The sequence below is a fragment of the Streptomyces sp. NPDC090088 genome, assembly GCF_044747345.1.
Taxonomy (GTDB): Bacteria; Actinomycetota; Actinomycetes; order Streptomycetales; family Streptomycetaceae; genus Streptomyces.
Map to the genome: position 1 here is coordinate 1,242,210 of NZ_JBIVDZ010000001.1, position 21,392 is coordinate 1,263,601.

Annotated in this window: 20 protein-coding genes; 8 read left to right on the top strand and 12 right to left on the bottom strand. The window is 72.8% G+C overall.

Features of this window, described 5'->3' with window-relative positions; genetic code table 11:
* Positions 1-80 precede the first annotated feature (80 nt).
* On the top strand, positions 81-1,286 hold the full coding sequence (locus tag ACIPSJ_RS05450) for a D-alanyl-D-alanine carboxypeptidase (RefSeq protein WP_359223192.1): 1,206 nt from the start codon (positions 81-83) through the stop codon (positions 1,284-1,286).
* Between the two features lie 240 nt (positions 1,287-1,526).
* Here the strand turns inward: ACIPSJ_RS05450 and ACIPSJ_RS05455 are convergent, their stop codons facing one another.
* The gene (locus ACIPSJ_RS05455; protein WP_401343662.1) at positions 1,527-2,285 is read right to left on the bottom strand and encodes an SDR family oxidoreductase; all 759 of its coding nucleotides are present in this window, start codon (positions 2,283-2,285) and stop codon (positions 1,527-1,529) included.
* Between the two features lie 112 nt (positions 2,286-2,397).
* Positions 2,398-3,396: a Gfo/Idh/MocA family protein gene (locus ACIPSJ_RS05460; protein ID WP_401343665.1), complete on the bottom strand. Its 999-nt coding sequence runs from the start codon at positions 3,394-3,396 to the stop codon at positions 2,398-2,400.
* Between the two features lie 130 nt (positions 3,397-3,526).
* Between ACIPSJ_RS05460 and ACIPSJ_RS05465 the strand changes: the two genes are divergently transcribed.
* The 4 genes from ACIPSJ_RS05465 (at position 3,527) to ACIPSJ_RS05480 (ending at position 7,916) form a co-directional block, all read left to right on the top strand.
* Complete coding sequence (locus ACIPSJ_RS05465; RefSeq protein ID WP_401343667.1) at positions 3,527-4,858, top strand: multidrug effflux MFS transporter; 1,332 nt, start codon at positions 3,527-3,529, stop codon at positions 4,856-4,858.
* Positions 4,798-5,991, top strand: coding sequence for a serine hydrolase domain-containing protein (locus ACIPSJ_RS05470; RefSeq protein WP_401343670.1), 1,194 nt, complete (start codon positions 4,798-4,800; stop codon positions 5,989-5,991). The genes ACIPSJ_RS05465 and ACIPSJ_RS05470 overlap by 61 nt, the downstream gene beginning before the upstream one ends.
* Positions 5,992-6,044: 53 nt before the next feature.
* Positions 6,045-7,019, top strand: a complete 975-nt coding sequence (locus tag ACIPSJ_RS05475) for a small ribosomal subunit Rsm22 family protein (RefSeq protein WP_401344582.1) — start codon at positions 6,045-6,047, stop codon at positions 7,017-7,019.
* Positions 7,020-7,172: 153 nt separating this feature from the next.
* A complete protein-coding gene (locus tag ACIPSJ_RS05480; protein WP_401343672.1) occupies positions 7,173-7,916 on the top strand; it encodes a bifunctional DNA primase/polymerase in 744 nt (247 codons plus the stop codon).
* On the opposite strand, the gene ACIPSJ_RS05485 is transcribed toward ACIPSJ_RS05480, so the two are convergent.
* The 7 genes from ACIPSJ_RS05485 to ACIPSJ_RS05515 all read right to left on the bottom strand — a co-directional run bounded on the left by ACIPSJ_RS05485 (position 7,913) and on the right by ACIPSJ_RS05515 (position 15,485).
* The gene (locus ACIPSJ_RS05485; RefSeq protein WP_359223204.1) at positions 7,913-8,914 is read right to left on the bottom strand and encodes a hypothetical protein; all 1,002 of its coding nucleotides are present in this window, start codon (positions 8,912-8,914) and stop codon (positions 7,913-7,915) included. The genes ACIPSJ_RS05480 and ACIPSJ_RS05485 overlap by 4 nt on opposite strands.
* Positions 8,862-9,746, bottom strand: a complete 885-nt coding sequence (gene efeU, locus ACIPSJ_RS05490) for an iron uptake transporter permease EfeU (RefSeq protein ID WP_401343674.1) — start codon at positions 9,744-9,746, stop codon at positions 8,862-8,864. Before efeU ends, ACIPSJ_RS05485 begins: the two co-directional genes overlap by 53 nt.
* Before the next feature lie 3 nt (positions 9,747-9,749).
* Positions 9,750-10,994, bottom strand: a complete 1,245-nt coding sequence (efeB, locus tag ACIPSJ_RS05495) for an iron uptake transporter deferrochelatase/peroxidase subunit (RefSeq protein ID WP_359223208.1) — start codon at positions 10,992-10,994, stop codon at positions 9,750-9,752.
* 11 nt (positions 10,995-11,005) lie between these two features.
* Positions 11,006-12,142, bottom strand: a complete 1,137-nt coding sequence (gene efeO, locus ACIPSJ_RS05500; protein WP_401343679.1) for an iron uptake system protein EfeO — start codon at positions 12,140-12,142, stop codon at positions 11,006-11,008.
* Positions 12,143-12,307: 165 nt separating this feature from the next.
* Positions 12,308-13,129, bottom strand: a complete 822-nt coding sequence (locus ACIPSJ_RS05505; RefSeq protein WP_401343682.1) for a heme ABC transporter ATP-binding protein — start codon at positions 13,127-13,129, stop codon at positions 12,308-12,310.
* A gap of 272 nt (positions 13,130-13,401) precedes the next feature.
* Entirely contained in the window at positions 13,402-14,433 is a 1,032-nt protein-coding gene (locus tag ACIPSJ_RS05510) for a FecCD family ABC transporter permease (protein WP_401343685.1), read from the bottom strand.
* Positions 14,430-15,485: a hemin ABC transporter substrate-binding protein gene (locus tag ACIPSJ_RS05515; RefSeq protein ID WP_401343688.1), complete on the bottom strand. Its 1,056-nt coding sequence runs from the start codon at positions 15,483-15,485 to the stop codon at positions 14,430-14,432. Before ACIPSJ_RS05515 ends, ACIPSJ_RS05510 begins: the two co-directional genes overlap by 4 nt.
* Positions 15,486-15,668: 183 nt before the next feature.
* Here ACIPSJ_RS05515 and ACIPSJ_RS05520 point away from each other — a divergent pair, with 183 nt between their 5' ends.
* The 3 genes from ACIPSJ_RS05520 to ACIPSJ_RS05530 are packed head-to-tail and all read left to right on the top strand — an operon-like array spanning position 15,669 to position 19,310.
* A complete protein-coding gene (locus ACIPSJ_RS05520) occupies positions 15,669-17,081 on the top strand; it encodes an HtaA domain-containing protein (RefSeq protein ID WP_401343691.1) in 1,413 nt (470 codons plus the stop codon).
* A gap of 48 nt (positions 17,082-17,129) precedes the next feature.
* A complete protein-coding gene (locus ACIPSJ_RS05525) occupies positions 17,130-18,617 on the top strand; it encodes an HtaA domain-containing protein (RefSeq protein WP_401343694.1) in 1,488 nt (495 codons plus the stop codon).
* A 24-nt stretch (positions 18,618-18,641) separates the two neighbouring features.
* The gene (locus ACIPSJ_RS05530; RefSeq protein ID WP_401343697.1) at positions 18,642-19,310 is read left to right on the top strand and encodes a PhzF family phenazine biosynthesis protein; all 669 of its coding nucleotides are present in this window, start codon (positions 18,642-18,644) and stop codon (positions 19,308-19,310) included.
* Here ACIPSJ_RS05530 and ACIPSJ_RS05535 read toward each other — a convergent pair.
* The 3 genes from ACIPSJ_RS05535 to ACIPSJ_RS05545 form a co-directional block, all read right to left on the bottom strand.
* The gene (locus ACIPSJ_RS05535) at positions 19,300-19,485 is read right to left on the bottom strand and encodes a hypothetical protein (protein WP_359223222.1); all 186 of its coding nucleotides are present in this window, start codon (positions 19,483-19,485) and stop codon (positions 19,300-19,302) included. The two genes, ACIPSJ_RS05530 and ACIPSJ_RS05535, sit on opposite strands and share 11 nt — an antisense overlap.
* Before the next feature lie 61 nt (positions 19,486-19,546).
* The gene (gene npdG, locus ACIPSJ_RS05540; RefSeq protein WP_401343700.1) at positions 19,547-20,272 is read right to left on the bottom strand and encodes an NADPH-dependent F420 reductase; all 726 of its coding nucleotides are present in this window, start codon (positions 20,270-20,272) and stop codon (positions 19,547-19,549) included.
* A 37-nt stretch (positions 20,273-20,309) separates the two neighbouring features.
* Positions 20,310-21,389, bottom strand: coding sequence for a sialidase family protein (locus tag ACIPSJ_RS05545; RefSeq protein ID WP_359223226.1), 1,080 nt, complete (start codon positions 21,387-21,389; stop codon positions 20,310-20,312).
* Between the last annotated feature and the right edge of the window lie 3 nt (positions 21,390-21,392).

Here is a 21,392-nt window from a genome sequence, read left to right on the forward strand (position 1 = left end):
CTTTCATAAGACAGCAAATTCCTGGCCGGGGGAGGGGTACTGCCAGGTAGCCCCACTGGCCTGCGGTGTACGGTCCCGGGATGCGCGATTCCTCTCGGCTGACCCGGCGTGCCGCCCTCGGACTGACGGCCGCCGCTCTCCCTCTCTCCGCGGAGATCTCCGCGGCCGCCCCCGCCTCCGCCGCCACCGTCATAGGCGGCGAGCGACTGGCCCGCGGCGGCATACAGGTACGCGGCGCCACCGGCCTGCCCAAGAAGATCACCGCCCGGGCCTGGCTGCTCGCCGACTGCACGAGCGGGGAGGTGCTGGCCTCCTGCAACGCGCACCGGCGGCTGGCGCCCGCGTCCACGCTGAAGATGCTGTTCGCGGACACCGTGCTGAAGAAGTTCGAGCGGAGCGGGCGCTACAAGGTCAAGGACTCCGACATCTCCGACGTCCCGTCCGGCTCCAGCCTGGTCGGCATCAAGCCCGGCCTCACCTACACCGTCGAGCAGCTGTGGCAGGGCGTCTTCCTGCGCTCCGGCAACGACGCCGTGCACGTGCTGTCCCACATGAACGGCGGCATCGCGAAGACCGTCGCCGAGATGCAGGCCAAGGCGGTCGACCTACAGGCCCTGGACACCCATGTGGTCAGCCCGGACGGCTTCGACCACAAGGGGCAGCTGTCCTCCGCGTACGACCTGACGCTCTTCGCCCGGCACGGCCTGAAGGACGACGAGTTCCGGGGCTACTGCGGCACGAAGACCGCGGACTTCCCGGCGGGCGGCAAGAAGACCTTCCAGATCCAGAACACCGACCGCCTGCTCACCGGCTCCTGGGGCCTGGACACCTACAAGGGCCTGTTCGGCGTCAAGAACGGCTACACCAGCAACGCCGGCAACACCTTCACCGGCGCCGCCACCCGGGACGGCCGCACCCTGCTGGTCACCGTGATGCACCCGGCCAGCGGCAGCAACGCCGTCTACGAGGAGACCGCCGCGCTGCTCGACTGGGGCTTCGGGAAGGGCAGTTCGGCGCAGTCGGTGGGGTTGCTGGTCGATCCGCTGAGCGAGGGCGGGGCCAGCGCGAGCCCCTCGCCGTCGAAGGCCAAGGGCGCCGCGGGGGCGGCCGGGACGGGCGCGTCCGGTTCGACGTCCTCCGGCCCGTCGCCGTGGCGGCTCGCGGAGGGCGGGGCGGGCACGCTCGCGCTGCTGGGCGCGGGGGCGTGGGCACTGCGCCGGCGCAGCGGGCGCAAGGCGGCAACTCCGGACGGCGCGGACGCCCCGGGCGACCCGCAGGCCGGCTGACGTCACGCGGCAGCCGCTCCACCCACCGGTGCGTACCCGCGGTCCCACGCGGGTCCACCCCCACTCCGGTCCGGTGGAACGGCTGCCGCCTCCCCCCTCGGTATGGTCAGCGGAATCCCAGAGCTCCAAGTGTGAAGTTCTGGTGGAGAAGAGTCGAGCATAGGCTCGTTACCGGCCGCAATACCGCGGAGGTTGAGATTCCGCTTGTATAGATTGCGGAGGCTCCGGCTGAACGGCGGGTCAGCCCCGCCCGACGTACGGCATCGCCGTCGCCAGCACCGTCGCGAACTGCACGTTCGCCCCCAGCGGCAGCTCCGCCATGTGCCGCACGGTCCGCGCCACGTCTTCGACGTCCATCACGGGTTCCGGGGCGACCTCCCCGTTCGCCTGGAGCGCGCCGACCTGCATCCGGGCCGTCATGTCGGTGGCCGCGTTGCCGATGTCGATCTGCCCCACCGCGATGTCGTACGGCCGCCCGTCCAGGGACAGCGCCTTGGTGAGACCGGTCAGCGCGTGCTTGGTCGCGGTGTAGGCGACGGACCGCGGGCGGGGCGTGTGCGCCGAGATCGACCCGTTGTTGATGATCCGCCCGCCCCGCGGGTCCTGCTCCTTCATCTGCCGGAACGCCGCCTGCGCGCACAGGAACGCGCCGTTGAGGTTGGTGTCCACGACGTGCCGCCACGCCTCGTAGGGGAGGTCCTCGACCGGTACCCCGCCGGGGCCGAAGGTCCCCGCGTTGTTGAACAGCAGGTCCAGGCGTCCGAACCGGTCCACGGCCGTGGCGAACAGGCCGTCGACGTCCGCCGGTTCCGCCACGTCCGTGCGTACGGCGACCGAGGCGCCGTCCGGCACCAGCGCGGCCGTCTCCGCGAGCCGCTCCGACCGGCGGCCGGCCAGGGCCACCGACCAGCCGGTGCGGAGCAGTTCCGCGGCGACGGCGCGGCCGATGCCGGAACCGGCGCCGGTGACGATCGCGACCCTTGATTGGTTGGCATTCATGGGGCGCAGCGTAGGCGCTGCGTTGGGTGGTGCCGGGTGGGGTTGTCGGTCGGGTGCGGCGTTGTGGGGGCTGGTCGCGCAGTTCCCCGCGCCCCTAAAGGGGCGCTTTTGCTTACGCTTCTTCCGGGTAACGGACGCCGATCTGACCCCGGAGGGTGTCCAGGGTGCGCATGACCGCGAGGGTGCCGTCGAGGGGGACGAGGGGGGATTCCTTCTCGCCCGCCCGCAGCGCCCGCATCACCTCGCGGGCCTCGTGGCGGAGGGTGTTGCGGGGGCCGTCGGCGGGGTCCATGGCGAACTCCTGCGGGTCGCGGCCGTCGCGGTGCAGGACGAAGCGTTCGGGGTGGAAGAAGCCGTCGGGGATGTCGATCCGGCCGCGCGAGCCGGTGATGGAGGCGCTGGTGCCGGTGCCGCCGACGATGGAGCAGTGCACCATGGCGAGAGCACCGCTCTCCCAGGAGAGCAGTGCACCCGTCTGGAGATCGACGCCCTCCTCCGAGAGCACCGCTCGCGCCGACATCCCGTCCGGCTCACCGAGCAGCAGATGGGCGAACGACACCGGGTACACGCCGAGGTCGAGGAGCGCGCCGCCGCCCAGCGCCGGGTCCCGCAGCCGGTGCGCCGGCGGGAACGGACCCTCCAGGCCGAAGTCCGCCTGGACCGTGCGGACCTCGCCGATCGCCCCGTCCGCGACCAGCGCCGTCAGCTGCCGCACCAGCGGGTTGCAGTACGTCCACATCGCCTCCATCAGGAAGCGGTCGTGCTCCTTGGCCAGTGCGACGAGTTCCTCGGCCTCCCGCCCGTTGAGCGTGAACGCCTTCTCGCACAGCACGTTCCGCCCCGCCTCCAGGCAGAGCCCGGCGGCCGCCCGGTGCGCCGAGTGCGGAGTGGCGACGTACACGACGTCGATCTCCTCGTCCCGGGCCAGCGACTCCCAGTCGCCGTACGCCCGGCCGATCCCGAACCGCTCCGCGAACGCCTCCGCCGACGCGGTCGACCGCGAGGCCACCGCGACGATCTCGGCGTCCGGCAGATCGACGAGGTCCGCCGTGAACGCGGCCGCGATCCCGCCGGTCGCCAGGATTCCCCATCGCACCTTCTGATTAGCCATCCCGGCCGCCCCACCCTCGCTCATGTGTTTCCAGGCAGTCTGTACGAGCTGAGAGCATAGGTGGCGGACATCGGGGTTCACCAAGCAAGGGAATCAGCGAGTGCGACAGACACGGAGAGAGTGAGGGGCAATGCCCGAGCAGCCGGCACCGCCGACATCGGACACGCAGGACACCGTCGTACCCCCGAAAACCACCGCGACCGGTAGCCATATCGCCGCGCCGCCCGCCGCCCGCCGGGCCGGTCTTCTCCTCGTCCTCGTGCTCGGCGGTCTCACCGCGACGCCCCCGCTCGCGATGGACATGTACCTCCCCTCGCTGCCGGAGGTCACCCGCTCCCTGCACGCACCCGCCGCGACCGTCCAGCTCACCCTCACCGCCTGCCTCGCCGGCATGGCCCTCGGCCAGCTGGTCGTCGGCCCGATGAGCGACCGCTGGGGCCGCCGCCGCCCGCTGCTGGCCGGCCTCGCCGTGTACGTCGTCGCCACCGCCCTGTGCGCGCTCGCGCCGAACGTCGAGACGCTGGTCGCCTTCCGGCTCGCCCAGGGCCTCGCGGGCGCGGCCGGCATCGTCATCGCGCGGGCCGTCGTACGCGACCTCTACGACGGGGTCGCCATGGCCCGCTTCTTCTCCACCCTGATGCTGGTCTCCGGGGTCGCCCCGATCGTCGCGCCGCTGATCGGCGGGCAGATCCTGCGGGTGACGGACTGGCGGGGGGTGTTCGTCGTGCTGACGGGCGTCGGCGCCCTGCTGGCCGCGGTGGTGTGGGCGAAGCTGCCGGAGACCCTCCCGGCCGCCGACCGGCACGCCGGGGGCGCGGCCACCGCCGTACGCGCCATGCGCGCCCTCCTCGCCGACCTCCCCTTCAGCGGCTACATGCTCACCGGCGGCTTCGCCTTCGCCGCCCTCTTCGCCTACATAGCCGCGTCCCCGTTCGTGATCCAGGAGATCTACGGCGCCTCCCCGCAGACCTTCAGCCTGCTCTTCGGCGTCAACTCGGTCGGTCTGGTGATCGCCGGGCAGGTCAACGGCAAGGTGCTGGTCGGGCGGGTCAGCCTGGACAAGGTGCTGGGCGCGGGGCTGGTGGTGACCGTGCTCGCCGCGACCGCCCTGCTGCTGATGTCGGCCGGCGCCTTCGGCCCGGTGGGCCTGGCCCCCGTCGCCGCCGCCCTCTTCGTCCTGATGTCCACGATGGGCCTCACCCTCCCGAACGCCCAGTCCCTCGCCCTGCTGCGCACCCGGCACGCCGCCGGCTCCGCGTCCGCGCTGCTCGGCACCACCTCGTTCCTGGTCGGCGCGATCGCCTCGCCGCTGGTCGGGATCGCCGGGGAGAGAACCGCCGTGCCCATGGCGATCGTCCAACTGGCGGGGGCACTGGTGGCACTGGCCTGCTTCGTGGGAATGTGCCGTCCCTGGGCAGCACGTGGGAACACCCGTGCGAGGGCGGAGGGAGCGGGGAGCTGAGCGTACCGAGACTGCGCGTCGAGACACCGGAACGGGCCGGGCTCGACCCCGCGGAACTCAGACACCTCGTCCGCGAGGTGCACGACCTCACCGCCGGCGTGCGGCCGTGGGCGGCCGGTGCCGTCGTGGTCGCCGGGCGCGGGCCCGTGATCGCCGTGCAGGAGGCGGCCGGCTGGGCCGTGCGCTGGTCCCGTTACGACCCCGGCTCCGACACGGGTGTCGAACTGCCGGCCGCCGCCCGGGTCCCGATGACCGTCGACACCCCCTTCGACCTGGCCTCCCTCACCAAGCTCTTCACCGCGGTCGCCGCCGTGCAGCAACTGGAACGCGGCACCCTCGGCATCGACGCCCGGGTCGGCGCCTACCTCCCCGACTTCCACGCGGCCGCCGTGCACGGCATCACCGTCCGCCAGCTCCTCACCCACACCTCCGGCCTGCGCCCCGAACTCCCGCTCTACGACTGCCCCGACGACCCGGCCCGCCTCGACCTGCTGCGCGCCGAGGCACCGAGCAGCGCGCCCGGCACCTACCGCTACTCGGACCTGAACCTGCTGCTGCTCCAGTACGTCCTGGAGCGGATCACCGGCCGCCCGCTCGACGTCCTGGTCCGCGAGGGCATCACCCGCCCGCTCGGCATGCACGCCACCGACTTCGGCCCCTGCCCGGGCGCCGCGGCCACCGAGGACCAGCGGCGGCCCTGGGCCAAGACGGACCGGGGGATGCTGCGGGGCGTGGTGCACGACGAGAACGCCTGGGCGCTGGGCGGGGTGGCCGGTCACGCGGGCCTCTTCTCCACCGGCCGTGACCTGGCGGTCTTCTGCCGTGCGCTGCTCGCGGGCGGCGCGTACGGCCCCGCGCGGATCCTCGGCCCCGACTTCGTGGACCTGCTGCTGGCCCCGCCCGGTCTCGGCTTCCTCGTGGACCAGCCGTGGTTCATGGGCCAGCTCGCGGGGCGGGGCGCGGCGGGCCACACCGGGTTCACCGGGACCAGCCTGGTGCTGGACCGGGCGTCGGACACGTTCCTGGTGCTGCTGACCAACACCGTGCATCCGCGCCGCCGGCCCGGCGACAGCGCCCCCCGGGCCGCCGCGGCGACCCGGCTGGCCCGTGCGGTCCATACAATCGCCGGGTGAACCACCCCGCACCCCAGGGCCCCGTGCCGCACGGCTCCGCAGCCCGGAGCTCCCTGTCCCCGGCCGAGCGGCTGCGCGCCACCCTGTCGGCCGTCCTCGACGGGCTCCCCCCGAAGCAGGCGGCCTCCGCCGTCGAACGGCTGATCGCCAGCTATCGCGGGGCGACCCCGACCGACGCGCCGATCCTGCGCGACCGGGCCGACGTGGTGGCGTACGCGGCGTACCGGATGCCGGCCACCTTCGAGGCGGTACGGTCCGCGCTGGACGCGTTCGCCGACGCGGTGCCGGAGGGATGGGTGCCGGGGAGCCATGTGGACGTCGGCGGCGGGACGGGCGCGGCGACCTGGGCGGTGACCGACACCTGGGCGGGCGAGCGGCCGGTGACGGTCCTCGACTGGGCCGAGCCGGCGCTGGCCCTGGGCCGGGAGCTCGCCGCCGCCAACCCCGCGCTGCGGGACGCGAAGTGGCAGCGCTCCCGGATCGGAGCGGCGCTCACCATCGAGAGCACCGATCTCGTCACGGTGTCGTACGTCCTCAACGAACTCGACGAGGCGTCCCGCACGGCCCTCGTCGACGCCGCCGCGGCCGCCGCGCGGGCCGTGGTGATCGTCGAGGCGGGCACGCCCGCCGGATACGCCCGGATCATCGAGGCCCGCGACCGCCTGATCGCCGCCGGCTTCCACATCGCCGCCCCCTGCCCGCACAGCGCCGCCTGCCCGATCGTCCCCGGCACGGACTGGTGCCACTTCTCGGCCCGGGTCAGCCGCTCCTCCCTGCACCGCCAGGTCAAGGGCGGGTCGCTGGCCTACGAGGACGAGAAGTTCAGCTACGTGGCCGCCACCCGCTTCCCGCCCGTCCCGGCTCCGGCCCGGGTGGTCCGGCGGCCCCAGATCCGCAAGGGCCAGGTCCTGCTCGACCTGTGCGAGCCCGACGAGCAGCTGCGCCGCACGACGGTCACCAAACGCCACGGCGACCTGTACAAGGCGGCCCGGGACGCGGCCTGGGGCGACCCATGGCCGCCCCGCTGACACAACACCCGGCCACCGCCCCGGCCACCGCCCCGGTCACCGCCCCGGTCACGGCCTCGGCCACCGCCCCGGTCGCCGCCCCAGGTACCCCGCTTCGCACCCAGATGGGGCCATAAGGCATCCTGTCGGGACCACAGCGAGGCGAGGCGATAGATGAGCGCGACGTTCGGCGGCCGGACCGGCCGGCAGGGCAAACTCTCCCAGTGGCTGCTCGGACGGCGCGCCAAGGAAGCCGCCGCCCCCGACGACGGCGGCCGTGAGGCCCTGCTGCTCGCCGCCGCCGCGGCCGGCCTCCCGCTGGCCCCCGCCGCACACCCCGCGCCCGGCTACGGCTGCTCCTGCGACCGCGTCGGCTGCCCGACGCCCGCCCGGCACCCGGTGTCGTTCGCCTGGCAGACGCAGTCGACCACCGACCGCGCCCAGATCGAGCGCTGGGCCCGGCACCAGCCGCAGGCCAACTTCATCACCGCGACCGGCATGACCCACGACGTCCTCGACGTCCCCCTGGAGGCCGGCCGGCAGGCGCTGGAGCGGCTGCTCGCGGGCGGTGTCGAGGTCGGTCCGGTCGCCGAGAGCGACGACGGCCGGCTGCTGTTCTTCACCCTCACCCGCGGCACCCCCGAGGACGAGGACGAGTGGTGGCCCTGCGCGCTGGACTGCCACCCCGAGACCATGGACGAGCACCCCGGCCTGCGCTGGCACTGCCGGGGGTCGTACGTCCTCGTACCGCCCGCCCGGCTCCCCGGTGACGACCGGCAGCGGGTGCACTGGGTACGCGGCCCCGAGCACGCGCTGCCCGAACCGCTGAGCCTCCTGGAGACCCTCACCGACGCCTGCGCCCGGCACCCGGGCGAGGAGGCCGACCGGGCGGGCGCCGCCTGGCCGCTGAGGCGTTAGGACCCCTCCGCCGAGGTGAGGCCCTGGATCCGCCCCAGGACCGACACCTTCCCGGTGCCCGCCGGGTCCAGCGCGACCTGGTTCGAGACGAACTGCATGGTCAGCGACTGCTTGATCTCGCCCTTGGTGAGGGCCTTGACGTCGTCGTTCGGCGTCGGCACCGAGGTGCCCGCGGCCGCGGTCTGCTTGGCGTAGTAGCGGGTGGTGAAGAACACCAGCGCCCCGCCGTCGGTGGTGCGCAGCGCGAGCGGCGCGTAGTCGCCGGCGGTCAGCGGCTCGTCGATGTACTGGGTCGCCAGGCCCGGCTTGGTCGACTTCTCGCGGTCCGCGCGCCAGCCGCTGGTGTGCGCGCCGTCCGCGAAGACAGTGGAGCCGCTCTTCAGGTACGTGGCGTAGTCCTGGCTCAGATCACCGGGGGAGACGGCCAGTTGGGCGCTGTCCGCCGGTACGGCCTCCGCCCAGCCGTCCTTGCCGGTGGTGAACTTCGGTACGGAGTCCGGGGCGAGCAGCGTCAGATACGCCACCTGGAACGGCTCGGAGAGGCTGTCGCGGGTGAAGACCAGCAGCCAGCGGTCGTCGCCGCCCTTGTTGCCGTGCGCGTCGGCGACGAACCAGCGGGGCCAGCCGGCCTTCTTCGGGATGGTGTACGTGACGTCGTCGAACTCCAGCGCCGAGTGGCCGGAGTTGCCGCTCGGGCTGTTGGCGTGCCCGGCCTTCAGGCGCGCGGAGTCGATGTCGGCGAGGGCGCCGGTCGTGTAGTCCGCGTCCAGGGAGCCGTCGTAGGCCTCATCGGCCTTGTTGTACGCGGCCGTGAACTGCTTGAGCGCCTTGGCGGCCTCGGCGCGGGTGGTGGCGGGGAGCACCTCGCGCTCCCCGTGCACCACCACGCAGCCGTTCGCCGACAGCGCCATGACGGTCAGCGAGACCGCCAGGAGTGCGTTCCGGTCACGCCTGCGGAGCCGTCGAGGGCCGCGATCCCTGGTCGTCAGGTGCGTCATCAGGTGCCTTCACCTTCCCCTTCCCGGAGGCGAACCCTACCGGGGCGAGGAAGAGGGCGAGCGTCGGGACCAGGTACAGCAGCCACACCGTGACCTGAAGCACGGTCGGGTCCGGCTGGAAGTTGAACACGCCCTTCAGCAGCGTCCCGTACCAGCTGTCCGGCGGAATGGTGCCGCTGATGTCGAAGGCCTGATTGGTCAACCCCGGGATCCAGTCGGCCTCCTGGAGGTCGTGGAAGCCGTACGCCAGCACGCCCGCCGCGACCACGACCAGCATGCCGCCGGTCCAGGTGAAGAACTTGGCGAGGTTGATCCGCAGCGCACCCCGGTAGAACAGCCACCCCAGGAACACCGCGGTGGCCAGGCCCAGCGCCACGCCGATCAGCGGGCGCGGGGTGCCGTCACTGGCCGCGTGCACGGACGCCCACACGAACAGGGCGGTCTCCAGTCCCTCGCGGCCGACGGCGAGGAACGCGGTGGCGACCAGCGCGCCCGTGCCCATCGCGAGGGCCGCGTCCAGCTTGCCGTGCAGCTCCGACCTGAGGTGCCGGGCGGTGCGCCGCATCCAGAACACCATCCACGTCACCAGGCCGACCGCGACGACGGACAGGGACCCGCCGAGCGCCTCCTGCGCCTGGAACGTCAGCTCCTGGGAACCGAATTCGAGCGCGCACCCGAAGCCCATGGCGATCAGCACCGCCACGCCGATCCCGATCCAGATCGGCCGCAGGGCGTCCGTGCGCCCGGTCTTGACCAGATAGGCGATGAGGATGCAGACGACGAGCGAGGCCTCCAGCCCTTCCCGCAGCCCGATCAGGTAGTTGGAGAACACGGCTCACGCCCCTTCGGAGAACAGTGTCCGGCCCCACCAGTCGTCCTTGTCCCGGACGCCGGGCGGGACGGCGAAGACGGCCGAACCCACGTGCTGGATGTACTCGTTGAGCGCGTCCGACGCGGACAGCCTGCGCTGTAGCGGGACGAACCCCTTGCCCACGTCCCGCATGTAGGCGAGGAAGAACAGACCGGCGTCGAGCCGACCGAGCCCGTCGGTGCCGTCGGTGAACGAATAACCCCGGCGCAGGATGGTGATCCCGCCGTTGGAGTCCGGGTGCGCGAGGCGCACATGGGCGTCCGGCTTCATCGCCTTCAGGAACGGCTCGTCGTGCTCCTTGGCCTTGCCGACCGGCGCGCCCTCGCCCTTGTCCCGGCCGAAGACGTCCTCCTGCTCCTGGAGCGAGGTCCGGTCCCAGGTCTCGATGTTCATGCGGATGCGCCGGGCGACGAGATACGACCCCCCGGTCATCCAGTCCGACCCGTCCCCGTCCCCGACCCACACGAACTTCTTCAGCCGGTCGGTCTCGGTCCCCGCGATGTTGCGGGTGCCGTCCTTGAACCCCATGAGGTTGCGGGGGGTCTGGGCGTCGGGGGTCGTCGACGAGGTCTTCCCGAAGCCGAGCTGGGACCAGCGGATGGCGACCTTGCCGAAGCCGATCCGGGCGAGGTTGCGGATGGCGTGCACGGCGACCTGCGGATCGTCGGCGCAGGCCTGGACGCAGAGGTCGCCACCGGTACGGCTCTTGTCGAGGTTCTCGCCGGGGAACTTCGGCAGGTCGACGAGGGCGGCGGGCCGCTGCCCGGCCAGCCCGAACTTCTCGAAGAGGGACGGCCCGAAGCCGATCGTCAGCGTCAGCCGGGACGGTTTCAGCCCGAGGGCCTCGCCGGTGTCGTCCGGCGGCGCCTCGGCGAGCCCGCCGTACGCGCCCTCGCCGACGGCCTGGCCCGCGGTCATCCGCCGGGCCGCGGCCGTCCAGTCCTTCAGCAGCTGGACGAACCCGTCCCGGTCGTCGGTCTTCACGTCGAACGCGGCGAAGTGCAGCCGGTCCTGGACGGCCGTGGCGATGCCCGCCTGGTGGGCGCCGTGGAACGCGACGGCGCCACCGGTCTCGGCGGCGGCCGGGTCCATGTCGTCGCCGGCCTGCGCCATCGCCACCGCGCCCCCGGCCACGGCGGCCCCGAGCGCCAGCCCGGCCCCGCCCCAGCCGATGACCGCCCGGCGCGAGGGAGTCGTGTTCTCGCTCATCTCCCGGCCCCCTACTTCACCACGGCCGCGGCGAGCTTCGACAGCGGCTCCGCGAGGGCGTTGACCGCGTCGGACAGCTCCTTGCGCTGGTCCTTGGTGACCTTGTCGTAGGACACGAAGTCGTACGAGGTCTTGTCCGAGCGGTACTTGTCGAGCAGCGTGTTCAGCGCGGCGAACTGCTTGTCCAGCTCGGTGGTCAGGGCCTGGTCGTTCTTCTGGGCGACCGGCTTGAGCAGCTCGTACGCCTTCTGCGCGCCCTCGACGTTGGCCTTGAAGTCGACCAGGTCGGTGTGGGAGTAACGGTCCTCCTCACCGGTGACCTTGCCGGTGGCGACCTCGTCGAGGAGTTCCTTGGCGCCGTTGGCCATGGAGGTCGGGGTGATCTCGGCCTTGCCGACCCGCTTCTGCCAGTCCTTCAGGTCGGTGACGAGCTGGTCGGCGAGGGTCGCCTCGGTGGCGCCGATCTTCTTGTCCGCCCACAGGGACTTCTCCAGGCGGTGCCAGCCGGTCCACTTCTGGCCCTCTTCCAGGCCGTCGGCGCGGGTGTCGGTCTTCGGGTCGATGTCACCGAAGGACTCGGCGATCGGCTCGGTGCGCTCCCAGCCGAGCCGCGAAGGGGAGTACGCCTTCTGCGCGGCCGCGAGGTCACCGGCCTTGACGGCCTTGGCGAAGACCTCGGCGAGCGGGACGGTGGCGTCGGCCTGCTCCTGCGCGTACTCGCGGTAGTCGGCGACGGCCTTGTCGAGCACCGGGTTGCGCTTGGCCACGGTGCCGGAGCCGGTGACGGTCAGCTTCTGCCGCACGCCGTGCCCCTTCATCCCGGGCCGGCAGGCTATCTCGTACGACCCCGCCTTCACCTCGGCGGTGAGCGTGTACTTCGTCCCCGGCCCGATGTTCTCCTTCTCGGACACGATCCGGTCGTCCGGGAAGAGGATCTCGACCTCGGTGGCCTTGGAACCGGTGTTCTCGATGGCGAGCGTGACGTGCCCGGCGGGAACGGACTTGGTGGACGTCTCGCACTTCGAGTCGGCGGCGGTGACCTTGATCGCGTCACCGTCCTTGGCGTCGCTCTTCGCCGTGCAGGCCGAGAGGGCGGTCAGAGCCACCGCGGTGGCGGCGGCGGTGACGGTGAGTCGGACGGCACGCATGCAGGCTCCCAGCGAGGGTGATGGTGTGGTGAGGCTGGCCTAACTTACCTGAGGCTTACCTCACTCATACCCGTGCGGGGTGTGATTCACCAGACACAGAAAGATCACAGACACGGCTTGATCTCGGCGGCTCAAAAGCGACGCCAAGGAGAGGTAAAGGGAAGGTCAAGTGCGTCGCTTCGGTGCGACGACGACCGCGCCGGTGCGCGGATGCGGGAACACCTCGACCGGCTGGTCGTAGACCTCCGACAGCAACCGCTCCTCGAAGACCTCGGCGGGCGGGCCGACGGCGGCGACACGACCGGCGCACAGGATCGCGACCCGGTGCGCGTAGGCGGCGGCCAGCGCGAGGTCGTGCAGCACCACGACCACCGCGTCACCGGCGTGCGCCCTGTCCCGGCAGAGCCGCAACACCAGTTCCTGGTGCTTGAGATCGAGCGCGGCGGTCGGCTCGTCGAGCAGCAGCAGCGGCGCGCACTGCGCGAGCACCCGGGCGAGCGCCACCCGGGCCCGCTCACCACCGCTCAACGCGGAGAACGGCCGCACGGCGAAGCCGGCCACCTCCGTGGCCGCCATCGCCTCACCGACGGCCCGTTCGTCCTCGTCCGGTGTGGCGGTGACATGCGGCGCCCGCCCCATCCGCACGACCTCCTCGACCGTGAACGGGAACGACAGCACGGCCGCCTGCGGAAGAACGGCCCGCCGCAACGCCAGCTCCGCCGCGGTCCACTCCGCGGCGGTCCGGCCGAACAGCCGCACCGCCCCACCCCCGCCCACCACATCCCCGGCAAGCGCCCCCAACAACGTCGACTTCCCGGCCCCGTTGGGCCCCACCAACGCAAGGACCTCCCCGGCCCGGACGTCGACATCCACACCGTCGAGGACCGGCCGCCCTCCGAGATCCACCCGCAACTCCGCGGCCTCGGCAAGGACTTCACTGGGGGCGGGGCGCGGGGGCGGCACGGGGCGAGAGCGGAGGAGTCTCATGAGACAGCCCCTTCGGTCGACGGGTCGAGGACGATCGGGCACCGCCGGACACCGCCGCGGTGGCCGGGCGCCGTCGCGGCGGAAATGAGTGAGCGGCGGCAAGGAGTGGGGGACTGTGTCGAAGAGCCGAACTGCAGCGCCCCGTCAGGGGCGCTGGGGGTACCCCCGGCCGAAGGCTGGGGGAGGAACTGCGCGATCGGCCACGACGGCGCGGCACTCGGCGTCCGACCGGAACCGGCAACGGCGCGACCCCGTCGGAATCGGCGTGGGGCTCATGCCCAACCCCCTTGTCGGCGGCGGGTTCTGTGGAGGAGCCAGAGGAAGAACGGGCTGCCGAGGAGGGCGGTGAGGACGCCGAGGGGGAGTTCGGCGGGGGCGGCCACCGTCCGGGCGGCGAGGTCGGCGGACAGCAGGGTCACCGCTCCCAGCAGCGCACTCCCCGGTATCAGGAACCGATGCCCCGGCCCCGCCGCCATCCGCAGCAGGTGCGGCACGACCAGGCCCACGAAGCCGATGATCCCGGAGACGCTCACCGCCGCCGCCGTGAGGAGGGCGATGACCAGGACCAGGGTGAGCCGCAGGCGTTCCACGTCCACCCCCAGATGACGGGCCGGGCGCTCGCCGAGGGAGAGCAGGTCGAGACGGCGGGCGTACCAGGGGGCCAGGGCCAGACCGAGGACCGCGCACGGCAGTACGGCGAGCACCTTCGGCCAGGTCGCCTGCGCGAGCGAGCCCAGCTGCCAGAACGTGATCTGGCTGACCGCCGCCGTGTCCGCGAAGAACAGGAACAGACCGATCAGCGCCCCCGCGAACGCGTTCACGGCGATCCCCGTGAGGATCAGCGTGACCACCTCCGTACGGCCCCCGGACCGGGCCGTCGCGTACACCAGCAGCACCGTCCCGAGCCCGGACACGAACGCGAAGACGGACACCGTCCAGTTGCCCAGGAAGTCCACGCCGAAGGCGATCGCGGCGACCGCCCCCACCGCCGCCCCGGAGGAGACCCCGATCACCCCCGGCTCGGCGAGCGGATTGCCGAACACGCCCTGCATCAACGCGCCCGCGCAGCCCAGCGAGGCACCGACGAGCAGCGCGAGCACGATCCGAGGGAACCGCACGTTCCACAGCACGGACTCGGGCACCCGGCCGAGCGCCGTACCGCCGAGACCGACCCGGTGCAGGACCGAGCCGAGGACGTCGGCGGTGGGAACGGGGTACGCGCCCAGCCCCGCCGCCACCGGCACCAGGACGAGCAGGACGACGGCCAGCCCCGCCGTCAGCAACCGGCCCCGACGCGCCGTCACCGCGCGTCCTCCCCGTACAGCTGCGCCACCACCGACCTGAGCACCTGGTCCGTCCGCGGCCCGTAGTTGAGCAGCACCCCGTCCTCGACCGACACCACCCGCCGGTTCATCCCGGCCGGTGTCTGCGCGACGCCCGGGATCCTCACCAGCCCGTCGATCCCGCCGACCGATTCAAGTCCCTTGGTCATGACGAGGATCGCGTCCGGCGCGGCCTTCGCGAGCGCCTCGGTGGTGATCGCGGTGAAGTCCTTCGCCAGGCCCGACTCGGCCCCCGCGTCCACCGCGCCCGCCGCCTCAAGGAGCGAGGTGGCCCCCGAACCCTTCCCGCCGATCAGGTACACCGACGCCGAGCCGCGCAGATACAGGAACGCGACCCGCGGCCTCCCGCTCCCGCCCGCCCGCGGAACCTCCTTGCGTACGGCGGCTATCCGCGCCTCGGTCCGCCGTGTCAGCTCCGTCCCCGCCGCCGGGACGCCGAGCGCGCCCGCGACCGCCGCGATCCGCGGGCCCACGTCGTCCAGCCCCTGCGCCGGCGCGACGACCAGCACCGGCACACCGGCCTCGCGGATCTGCTCCACGGCCTCCTCGGGGCCGGACGTGGTCTCGGCGATCACCAGGTCGGGCTTGAGGGAGAGCACGCTCTCCGCGGAGACGTCGTGGTTGCGGGTGACGACCGGGAGCTTCGCCGCCTGCCGGAAGGTCGCGGTGATGTCCCGGGCGACCACCCGGTCGCCGAGCCCGAGCGTGAACACGATCTCGCTGAGGCTGCCGGAGAGCGGCACGATCCGCCGCGCCTGGCGGACCGTCACCTTCCTGCCGTCGGCGGAGGCGACGGTGACCGGGAGTTCGGGCGCCGGCGTGTCCGTGAGCGGCTCGACCCGGTCGGCGGTGGCCGCCTTCGTTGCCGTTGCCGTTGCCGTTGCCGTTGCCGTTGCCGTTGCCGTTGCCGTTGCCGTGGCCGTGGCCGCGGTCGGTGCCGAGTCCCCGCACGCGGTCGCCGTCAGGGTGAGGGCGAGCGCACAGACCAGTGCTCCCGCCAGTCGAGTGCGCAAACGTCGCACGGTCCCGTCCGTTCCTCTCGGTCGCTGGAGGTCGCCTTCCCGGCGACCCGACGTATAGCTTAGGTTAGCCTTACCTAAACTCGCCACGGGCGGTCGTACCCACCACATCCGTCACGTCCGTCGTGCCCGTCGTGCCCGTCGTGCCGTTCCGTCCGTCGTCTCCGGAGGACCCCCATGCCCCCGCGCCTTCGTGCCCTGGTCACCGTGGTGTGCGCGGCCGTACTGGCCGGCCTGCTGCTCCCGGTCACCGCCGCGCACGCCGCGACCCGCACCGTGCAGGGCGGCCGGCTCGACTGGGGCGTGAAATCGTCCTTCCAGAGCTATGTCACCGGGCCGATAGCGAAGGGGAGTTACTCCCTGACCGGCGGCGCGGCGACCGTGGGCAGCAGCCAGTTCCGCTTCCCCTCGGCGACCGGCACCTACGACGGCGCAACCGGCGCGTTCACCGCGTCCTTCGCCGGCGGGGTGCGCTTCGTCGGACACCGGGAGAGCGACGGCACCTACCAGCTGGACCTCACCCTCGGCCGCCCCACCGTCCGGATCACCGGCTCGACCGGCACCCTCTATCTGGACGTCACCAGCAAGGCGAAGGGCACCGGGACGGTCACGACGTCCTCGCAGGTGCCCTTCGCCTCCCTCGCCCTCGGCGGGATCGACATGCGGGGCGGCGGCACCGCCGTCGTCCTGAACGACGTGCCCGCCACCCTCACCTCCCAGGGCGCCAGGTCCTTCGCCGGCTACTACACCGCCGGCACCACCCTGGACCCGGTGAGCCTGGCGGCGGACGTCGAACCGGCGGCCACGCCGACGCCCACACCGTCACCGACACCGTCCGGGTCGGCCACCCACAAGCCCACCGCGAAGAACTCCATCGAGGACGGCGCCGTCGACTGGGGCGTGCGCCGCACCTTCCGGGAGTACGTCACCGGTGACATCGCCCGCGGCCGGTGGACGCTGTCCGGCGGTGCCGAGGACGGCGGGGCGCTCTTCCGCTTCCCGAAGGGCGAAGGGACCTACGCGAAGGGCGAGTTGACCGCGCGCTTCACCGGCGCGCTCCGCTTCACGGGCGAGCAGGGCCTCGACCTGAGGCTGAGCGCGGTGCGGGCCACCGTGCGGGACGGCGAGGGCACCCTCTACGCCGATGTGACGAGCGCGGACTTCACCGGCCGGAAGGTCCCGCTGGTCACCTTCGCCGCGAAGGGCCTCAAGGCCACCGCCGGCCTGGTGAAGCTGACGGAGGCCCCCGCGGAACTCACCTCCCGGGGCGCCAAGGCCTTCGGCGGCATGTATCAGGCCGGCACCGCCATGGACCCGGTCTCCCTCGCCGTCGCCCTCACCGCCGACGCCCCGCTGCCCGCCCTGCCCGACCTGGGCAGCGCGGCCGACGAGACGGAGACACCCGCACCGAGCCCCACCTCGGCGCGGCCGGTGGCGAGCGACACCGCGGCCTCCGCCGACGCCGGCACCCCCGTCCTGCCCATCGTCCTCACCACGGGCGCCCTGCTGGCCGCCGCGCTCTTCGCGGTCGCCGTCCGTCGGCGCCGGACCCGACCGGCGGCCGGGCCCGCCCCCGCCGACGAGGACTGACCCCCGCCGGGGACCCGCCGGGCCCCCGGACCACCCATGAGGAGCCACATGCCCGTCACCACCGCCCCCAGAAAGCTCGCCCTCGCCGCCGCCGTCGCGGTCACCCTGGGAGCCGGCGCGCTCACCGCGGCGACCGCCGCCTCGGCCGCCGGAACGCCGCTCAGCGGCTACGAGTTGACCTGGGGCATCAAGCAGTCGTACCGCACCTATGTCACCACCTACGCGGCCGGTACCTTCACCCCGGCGGACGGCGCGAGCCAGGCCGCCGGCAACGGCGCCTTCACCTTCACCCAGGGCACCGGCGACTACGACTCCGACACCCACACCGTGGACCTCGCCTTCCAGGGCAGCCTCCACATCGTCTCCCAGGCCCACGGATTCGACCTCACGCTCTCCGACGTCCGGTTCGACAGCGGCGCGGCGGAGATCACCGCGGACGTGACCAGGAACGGCACGACCACCGACGACGTCCCGCTCGCCACGGTCACCGTCACCCGCGCGATGACGGACATGACGACCACCCTCACCAAGGAGGCGGCGGACGTCTTCGGCAGCGCGAGCTACGAGGGCGCGGCCGGCGACCCGCTCACGGTCGCCCAGAAGACGACGGAGTCGCAGTCCCCGTCCCCGTCCCCATCGGCCACTCCGACGACCACCCCGTCGTCGTCCGCGTCCCAGAGCGCCTCCCCGACGGCCTCGCCCTCCGCCTCCGCCTCCGCCTCCGCCTCCGCCTCCGCCTCCGCGTCGGCCTCCCCGACGGAGCAGACCCCGGCCGAGGGCGACATAGCCGACGGCACCCTCACCTGGGGCGTGAAGGAATCCTTCCGCACCTACGTCGTCGGCAGCGTGGCCCAGGGGAGGATCACCACCTCGGGCGGGGCGAGCCAGGCCGCCGGCAACGGCGCGTTCACCTTCGCCGACGCCACCGGCGACTACGACACCGACGCCGGCACCCTCTCCGCCGCCTTCGCCGGCGCGGTCACCTTCAAGGGCCACGAGAGCAACGGCACGTACGGCCTCGACCTCACCCTCGGCAACCTCCGCGCGACGCTCGACGGCGGCAGAGGCGCACTGACCGCCGACGTCACGAGCCTCGGCACCACGACCGAGGGCGTCGAACTGGCCGACCTGAAGACCGACTCCACCGCCCTGACCCCCACGGGCGACGTCATCACCCTGGACGACGTCACCGCCACCCTCACCGACGCCGGCGCCAAGGCGTTCAGCGGCTACTACACGGCCGGCACCGCACTCGACCCGCTGGACCTCGCCGTCGCCCTCACCGACGACGCCCAGCTGCCGTCCGGCGACTCGACCGCCACGTCCACCCCCACCGCCACCACCTCGGACTCCTCCGGCTCGGCCGACGACGGAGGCACCGGCTCCACGACCGGCGGCACCGGAGCCACCGGCGGCGCCCTCGCCTCCACCGGCTCGTCCCTCCCCGCGACCGCCCTGGGCGCGGCGGCCGCGGTCACCGTGGCCGCGGGCGCGGGCGTGGTCTACGCGATGCGCCGCCGTCGTACCGAGGGATAGTCCGCCGGATGCTTCAATGCCCCCGTGACTGATTACGACGTGCTGCGGGTCTTCTGCGCGGCGAACGGCGGGTACGGCAACGAGCTGGGCGTCGTCCGGGACGGCTCGGTGCTGCCCGAGCGGGAGGACCGGCAGGCGCTGGCGGCGAAGCTCGGGTTCAGCGAGACCGTGTTCGTGGACGACCCCGAGCGCGGGGTCGTCGACATCTACACCCCCACCCTGCGGCTGCCCTTCGCCGGGCACCCCTGCGTCGGCACGGCCTGGCTGCTGGACGTGCCCGAACTGGTCACACCGGCCGGGGTGGTCGGCGCCCGCCTCGACGGGGAGTTCAGCTGGATCGAGGCGCTCCCGGAGTGGGCCCCGCCGCGCACCCTGCGCCAGTACGGCACCGCCGCCGAGGTGAACGCGCTGCCGGTGCCGCCGCCGGGGGAGTGGATCTACGCATGGGCGTGGGAGGACGAGTCGGCGGGCCGGGTCCGTGCCCGCGCCTTCCCCGGCCGGAACGACGGCATCGACGAGGACGAGGCGACCGGCGCGGCGGCCCTGCTGCTCACCGCGCAGCTGGGCCGGGCCCTGAACATCACCCAGGGCAGGGGCTCGCAGATCCTCACCGCACCCCAGCCGTTCGGCTGGGTCGAGATCGGCGGGCGGGTCCTCCTGGAGGGCGAGGAGCGGCAGCCGGTCAGCTGGTGACCGACTTCTCCTGCTGCCGCCCGCGCTTCGCGTAGTACCAGGTCATGTTGGACGACAGCCCCGTCAGCAGCACCCAGACCACACCGATCAGCCAGCTGCCCTGGACGAAGGAGACGACGGCGGCGACGACGGCGAGGACGCAGACGGCCAGGGCGTAGAAGGCGAGACGGGGCATAGGGGCCGCTTTCGGGTATGGCGGGGGACACTGGTGGCGTCCACCAGTGTCCCCCATCCGCTCAGACGTCCGTGACGCGGAGCCCGGCGTGTGCCTTGTAGCGGCGGTTGACCGAGATCAGGTTCGCGACCAGGGACTCCACCTGGTGGGCGTTGCGCAGCCGTCCCGCGAAGACACCGCGCATCCCGGGGATCCGCCCGGCCAGCGCCTGCACGATCTCGACGTCGGCCCGCACCTCGCCGAGGACCATCACATCGGTGTCGATCTCCTCGATCTCCGGGTCCTGGAGCAGCACGGCCGAGAGGTGGTGGAACGCGGCCGTGACCCGAGAGTCCGGCAGCAGCGCCGCGGCCTGCTCGGCCGCACTGCCCTCCTCCGGCTTGAGCGCGTAGGCGCCCTTCTTGTCGAAGCCGAGCGGGTTGACGCAGTCCACGACGATCTTGCCGGCCAGTTCCTCGCGCAGCGACTCCAGCGTCTTGCCGTGCCCGTCCCACGGCACGGCGACGATCACGAGGTCGCTGCGGCGCGCGCACTCGGCGTTGTCGGCGCCCTCGACACCGTGCCCGAGCTCGTCGGCGGCGGCCTGCGCGCGCTCGGCGGCCCGGGAGCCGATGATCACCTTCTGGCCGGCCCGGGCCAGCCGGTAGGCGAGGCCCTTGCCCTGCGGCCCGGTGCCGCCGAGCACGCCCACGACCAGGCCGGAGACGTCGGGCAGGTCCCAGGGGTCCTTGGCGGCGGCGGGAGCCTTGTCGGCCGCCGGCTGCTGTGCACTCTCGGTAGAGGTCATGGGCCGACTCTACGTCCGGGCCGACGGCCGTACCCGGTCAGGTGAGCCGGTTCACCGGCACCCGCCGGAACGTGATCGTCGTGTACGCGCTGAAGTCGCCCGTCTCGTACAGGAGCCCCACGGTGGCCGCGTCGACCCGGGTCAGATCGGAGTAGGCGGCGGGCAGTCCGTCCACGGTGTACGCGGACCGCCAGGTGGTACCGCCGTCGGCGGAGGCGCGGATCGTCATCAGGGCGCGGGCGGCCGGATCACCCGGCCCGGAGTACAGCAGCACGTCCGGATCGCGCAGTTGGAGCACGCTGGCCTCGCACACGGGCGCGGCGAGCCCCGCCTGCGGCCGGAACGGCTTCACCAGCGTCCGCCCGCCGTCCTTCGAGTGCGCGTCGGCCCGGTTCCCCGGCGCGGGGGAGTCGTTGCGGGTGTTGAAGTAGACGCGCCCGTCGGGAAGTTCGGCGGCGGTGGTCTCGTTCACATTGACGTACCCGTTGGTGTTCTCGTCGAGGTACCCGAGATACCAGGTCTCACCGCGGTCGTCGCTGAGCAGACAGTGCCCGCTGTTGTACTTCCCCTCGGTCCCGTTGTCGGTCCCGGCCGGCGGAAGGGTGTGGTTGCCGGGTACGACGACCCGCCCCGACCGCAGCTGCAGGGCGTGCCCCGGGGTGGTGGCGTACCACCGCCACCCGGCCTTCTTCACGGACTTGGTGATCTCGACCGGCGCCGACCAGCTCACCCCGTCGTCGTCACTGTGCTGCACCCACACCCGCCGCCCGTCGGCGTCCGACACCTGCCCGCGCAGGATCGCGTCCTCGGTGGCGGACGCGGCGCTGCGCACATGCACCAGCAGGATCCGGCCGGTGTCGAGCACGACGGGGGCCGGGTTCCCGGCGAGATCGGTCCCGTTGCTCGCCGCGACCTGGAGCGCCCCCCAGGTGCGCCCGCCGTCGCTCGACCTCTTCACCACGATGTCGATGTGCCCGTGATCGGCGGCGGAGCCGACCCGCCCCTCGCAGAACGCGAGCACGGTGCCCGCCCGGGAGACCACCACCGCCGGGATCCGGAAACTGGCGTACCCCTCTTTGCCCGCGCGAAAGGGAATGCTTGCTTCTACGTCGCTCATGGG

Bases quoted from the DNA above. Each gene is read 5' to 3' on its own strand.
- ACIPSJ_RS05450 (WP_359223192.1), top strand. From the start codon at position 81: ATGCGCGATTCCTCTCGGCTGACCCGGCGTGCCGCCCTCGGACTGACG.
- ACIPSJ_RS05455 (WP_401343662.1), bottom strand. From the start codon at position 2,285: ATGAATGCCAACCAATCAAGGGTCGCGATCGTCACCGGCGCCGGTTCC.
- ACIPSJ_RS05460 (WP_401343665.1), bottom strand. From the start codon at position 3,396: ATGGCTAATCAGAAGGTGCGATGGGGAATCCTGGCGACCGGCGGGATC.
- ACIPSJ_RS05465 (WP_401343667.1), top strand. From the start codon at position 3,527: ATGCCCGAGCAGCCGGCACCGCCGACATCGGACACGCAGGACACCGTC.
- ACIPSJ_RS05480 (WP_401343672.1), top strand. From the start codon at position 7,173: ATGAGCGCGACGTTCGGCGGCCGGACCGGCCGGCAGGGCAAACTCTCC.
- ACIPSJ_RS05485 (WP_359223204.1), bottom strand. From the start codon at position 8,914: ATGACGCACCTGACGACCAGGGATCGCGGCCCTCGACGGCTCCGCAGG.
- efeB (WP_359223208.1), bottom strand. From the start codon at position 10,994: ATGAGCGAGAACACGACTCCCTCGCGCCGGGCGGTCATCGGCTGGGGC.
- efeO (WP_401343679.1), bottom strand. From the start codon at position 12,142: ATGCGTGCCGTCCGACTCACCGTCACCGCCGCCGCCACCGCGGTGGCT.
- ACIPSJ_RS05505 (WP_401343682.1), bottom strand. From the start codon at position 13,129: ATGAGACTCCTCCGCTCTCGCCCCGTGCCGCCCCCGCGCCCCGCCCCC.
- ACIPSJ_RS05520 (WP_401343691.1), top strand. From the start codon at position 15,669: ATGCCCCCGCGCCTTCGTGCCCTGGTCACCGTGGTGTGCGCGGCCGTA.
- ACIPSJ_RS05525 (WP_401343694.1), top strand. From the start codon at position 17,130: ATGCCCGTCACCACCGCCCCCAGAAAGCTCGCCCTCGCCGCCGCCGTC.
- ACIPSJ_RS05535 (WP_359223222.1), bottom strand. From the start codon at position 19,485: ATGCCCCGTCTCGCCTTCTACGCCCTGGCCGTCTGCGTCCTCGCCGTC.
- npdG (WP_401343700.1), bottom strand. From the start codon at position 20,272: ATGACCTCTACCGAGAGTGCACAGCAGCCGGCGGCCGACAAGGCTCCC.
- ACIPSJ_RS05545 (WP_359223226.1), bottom strand. From the start codon at position 21,389: ATGAGCGACGTAGAAGCAAGCATTCCCTTTCGCGCGGGCAAAGAGGGG.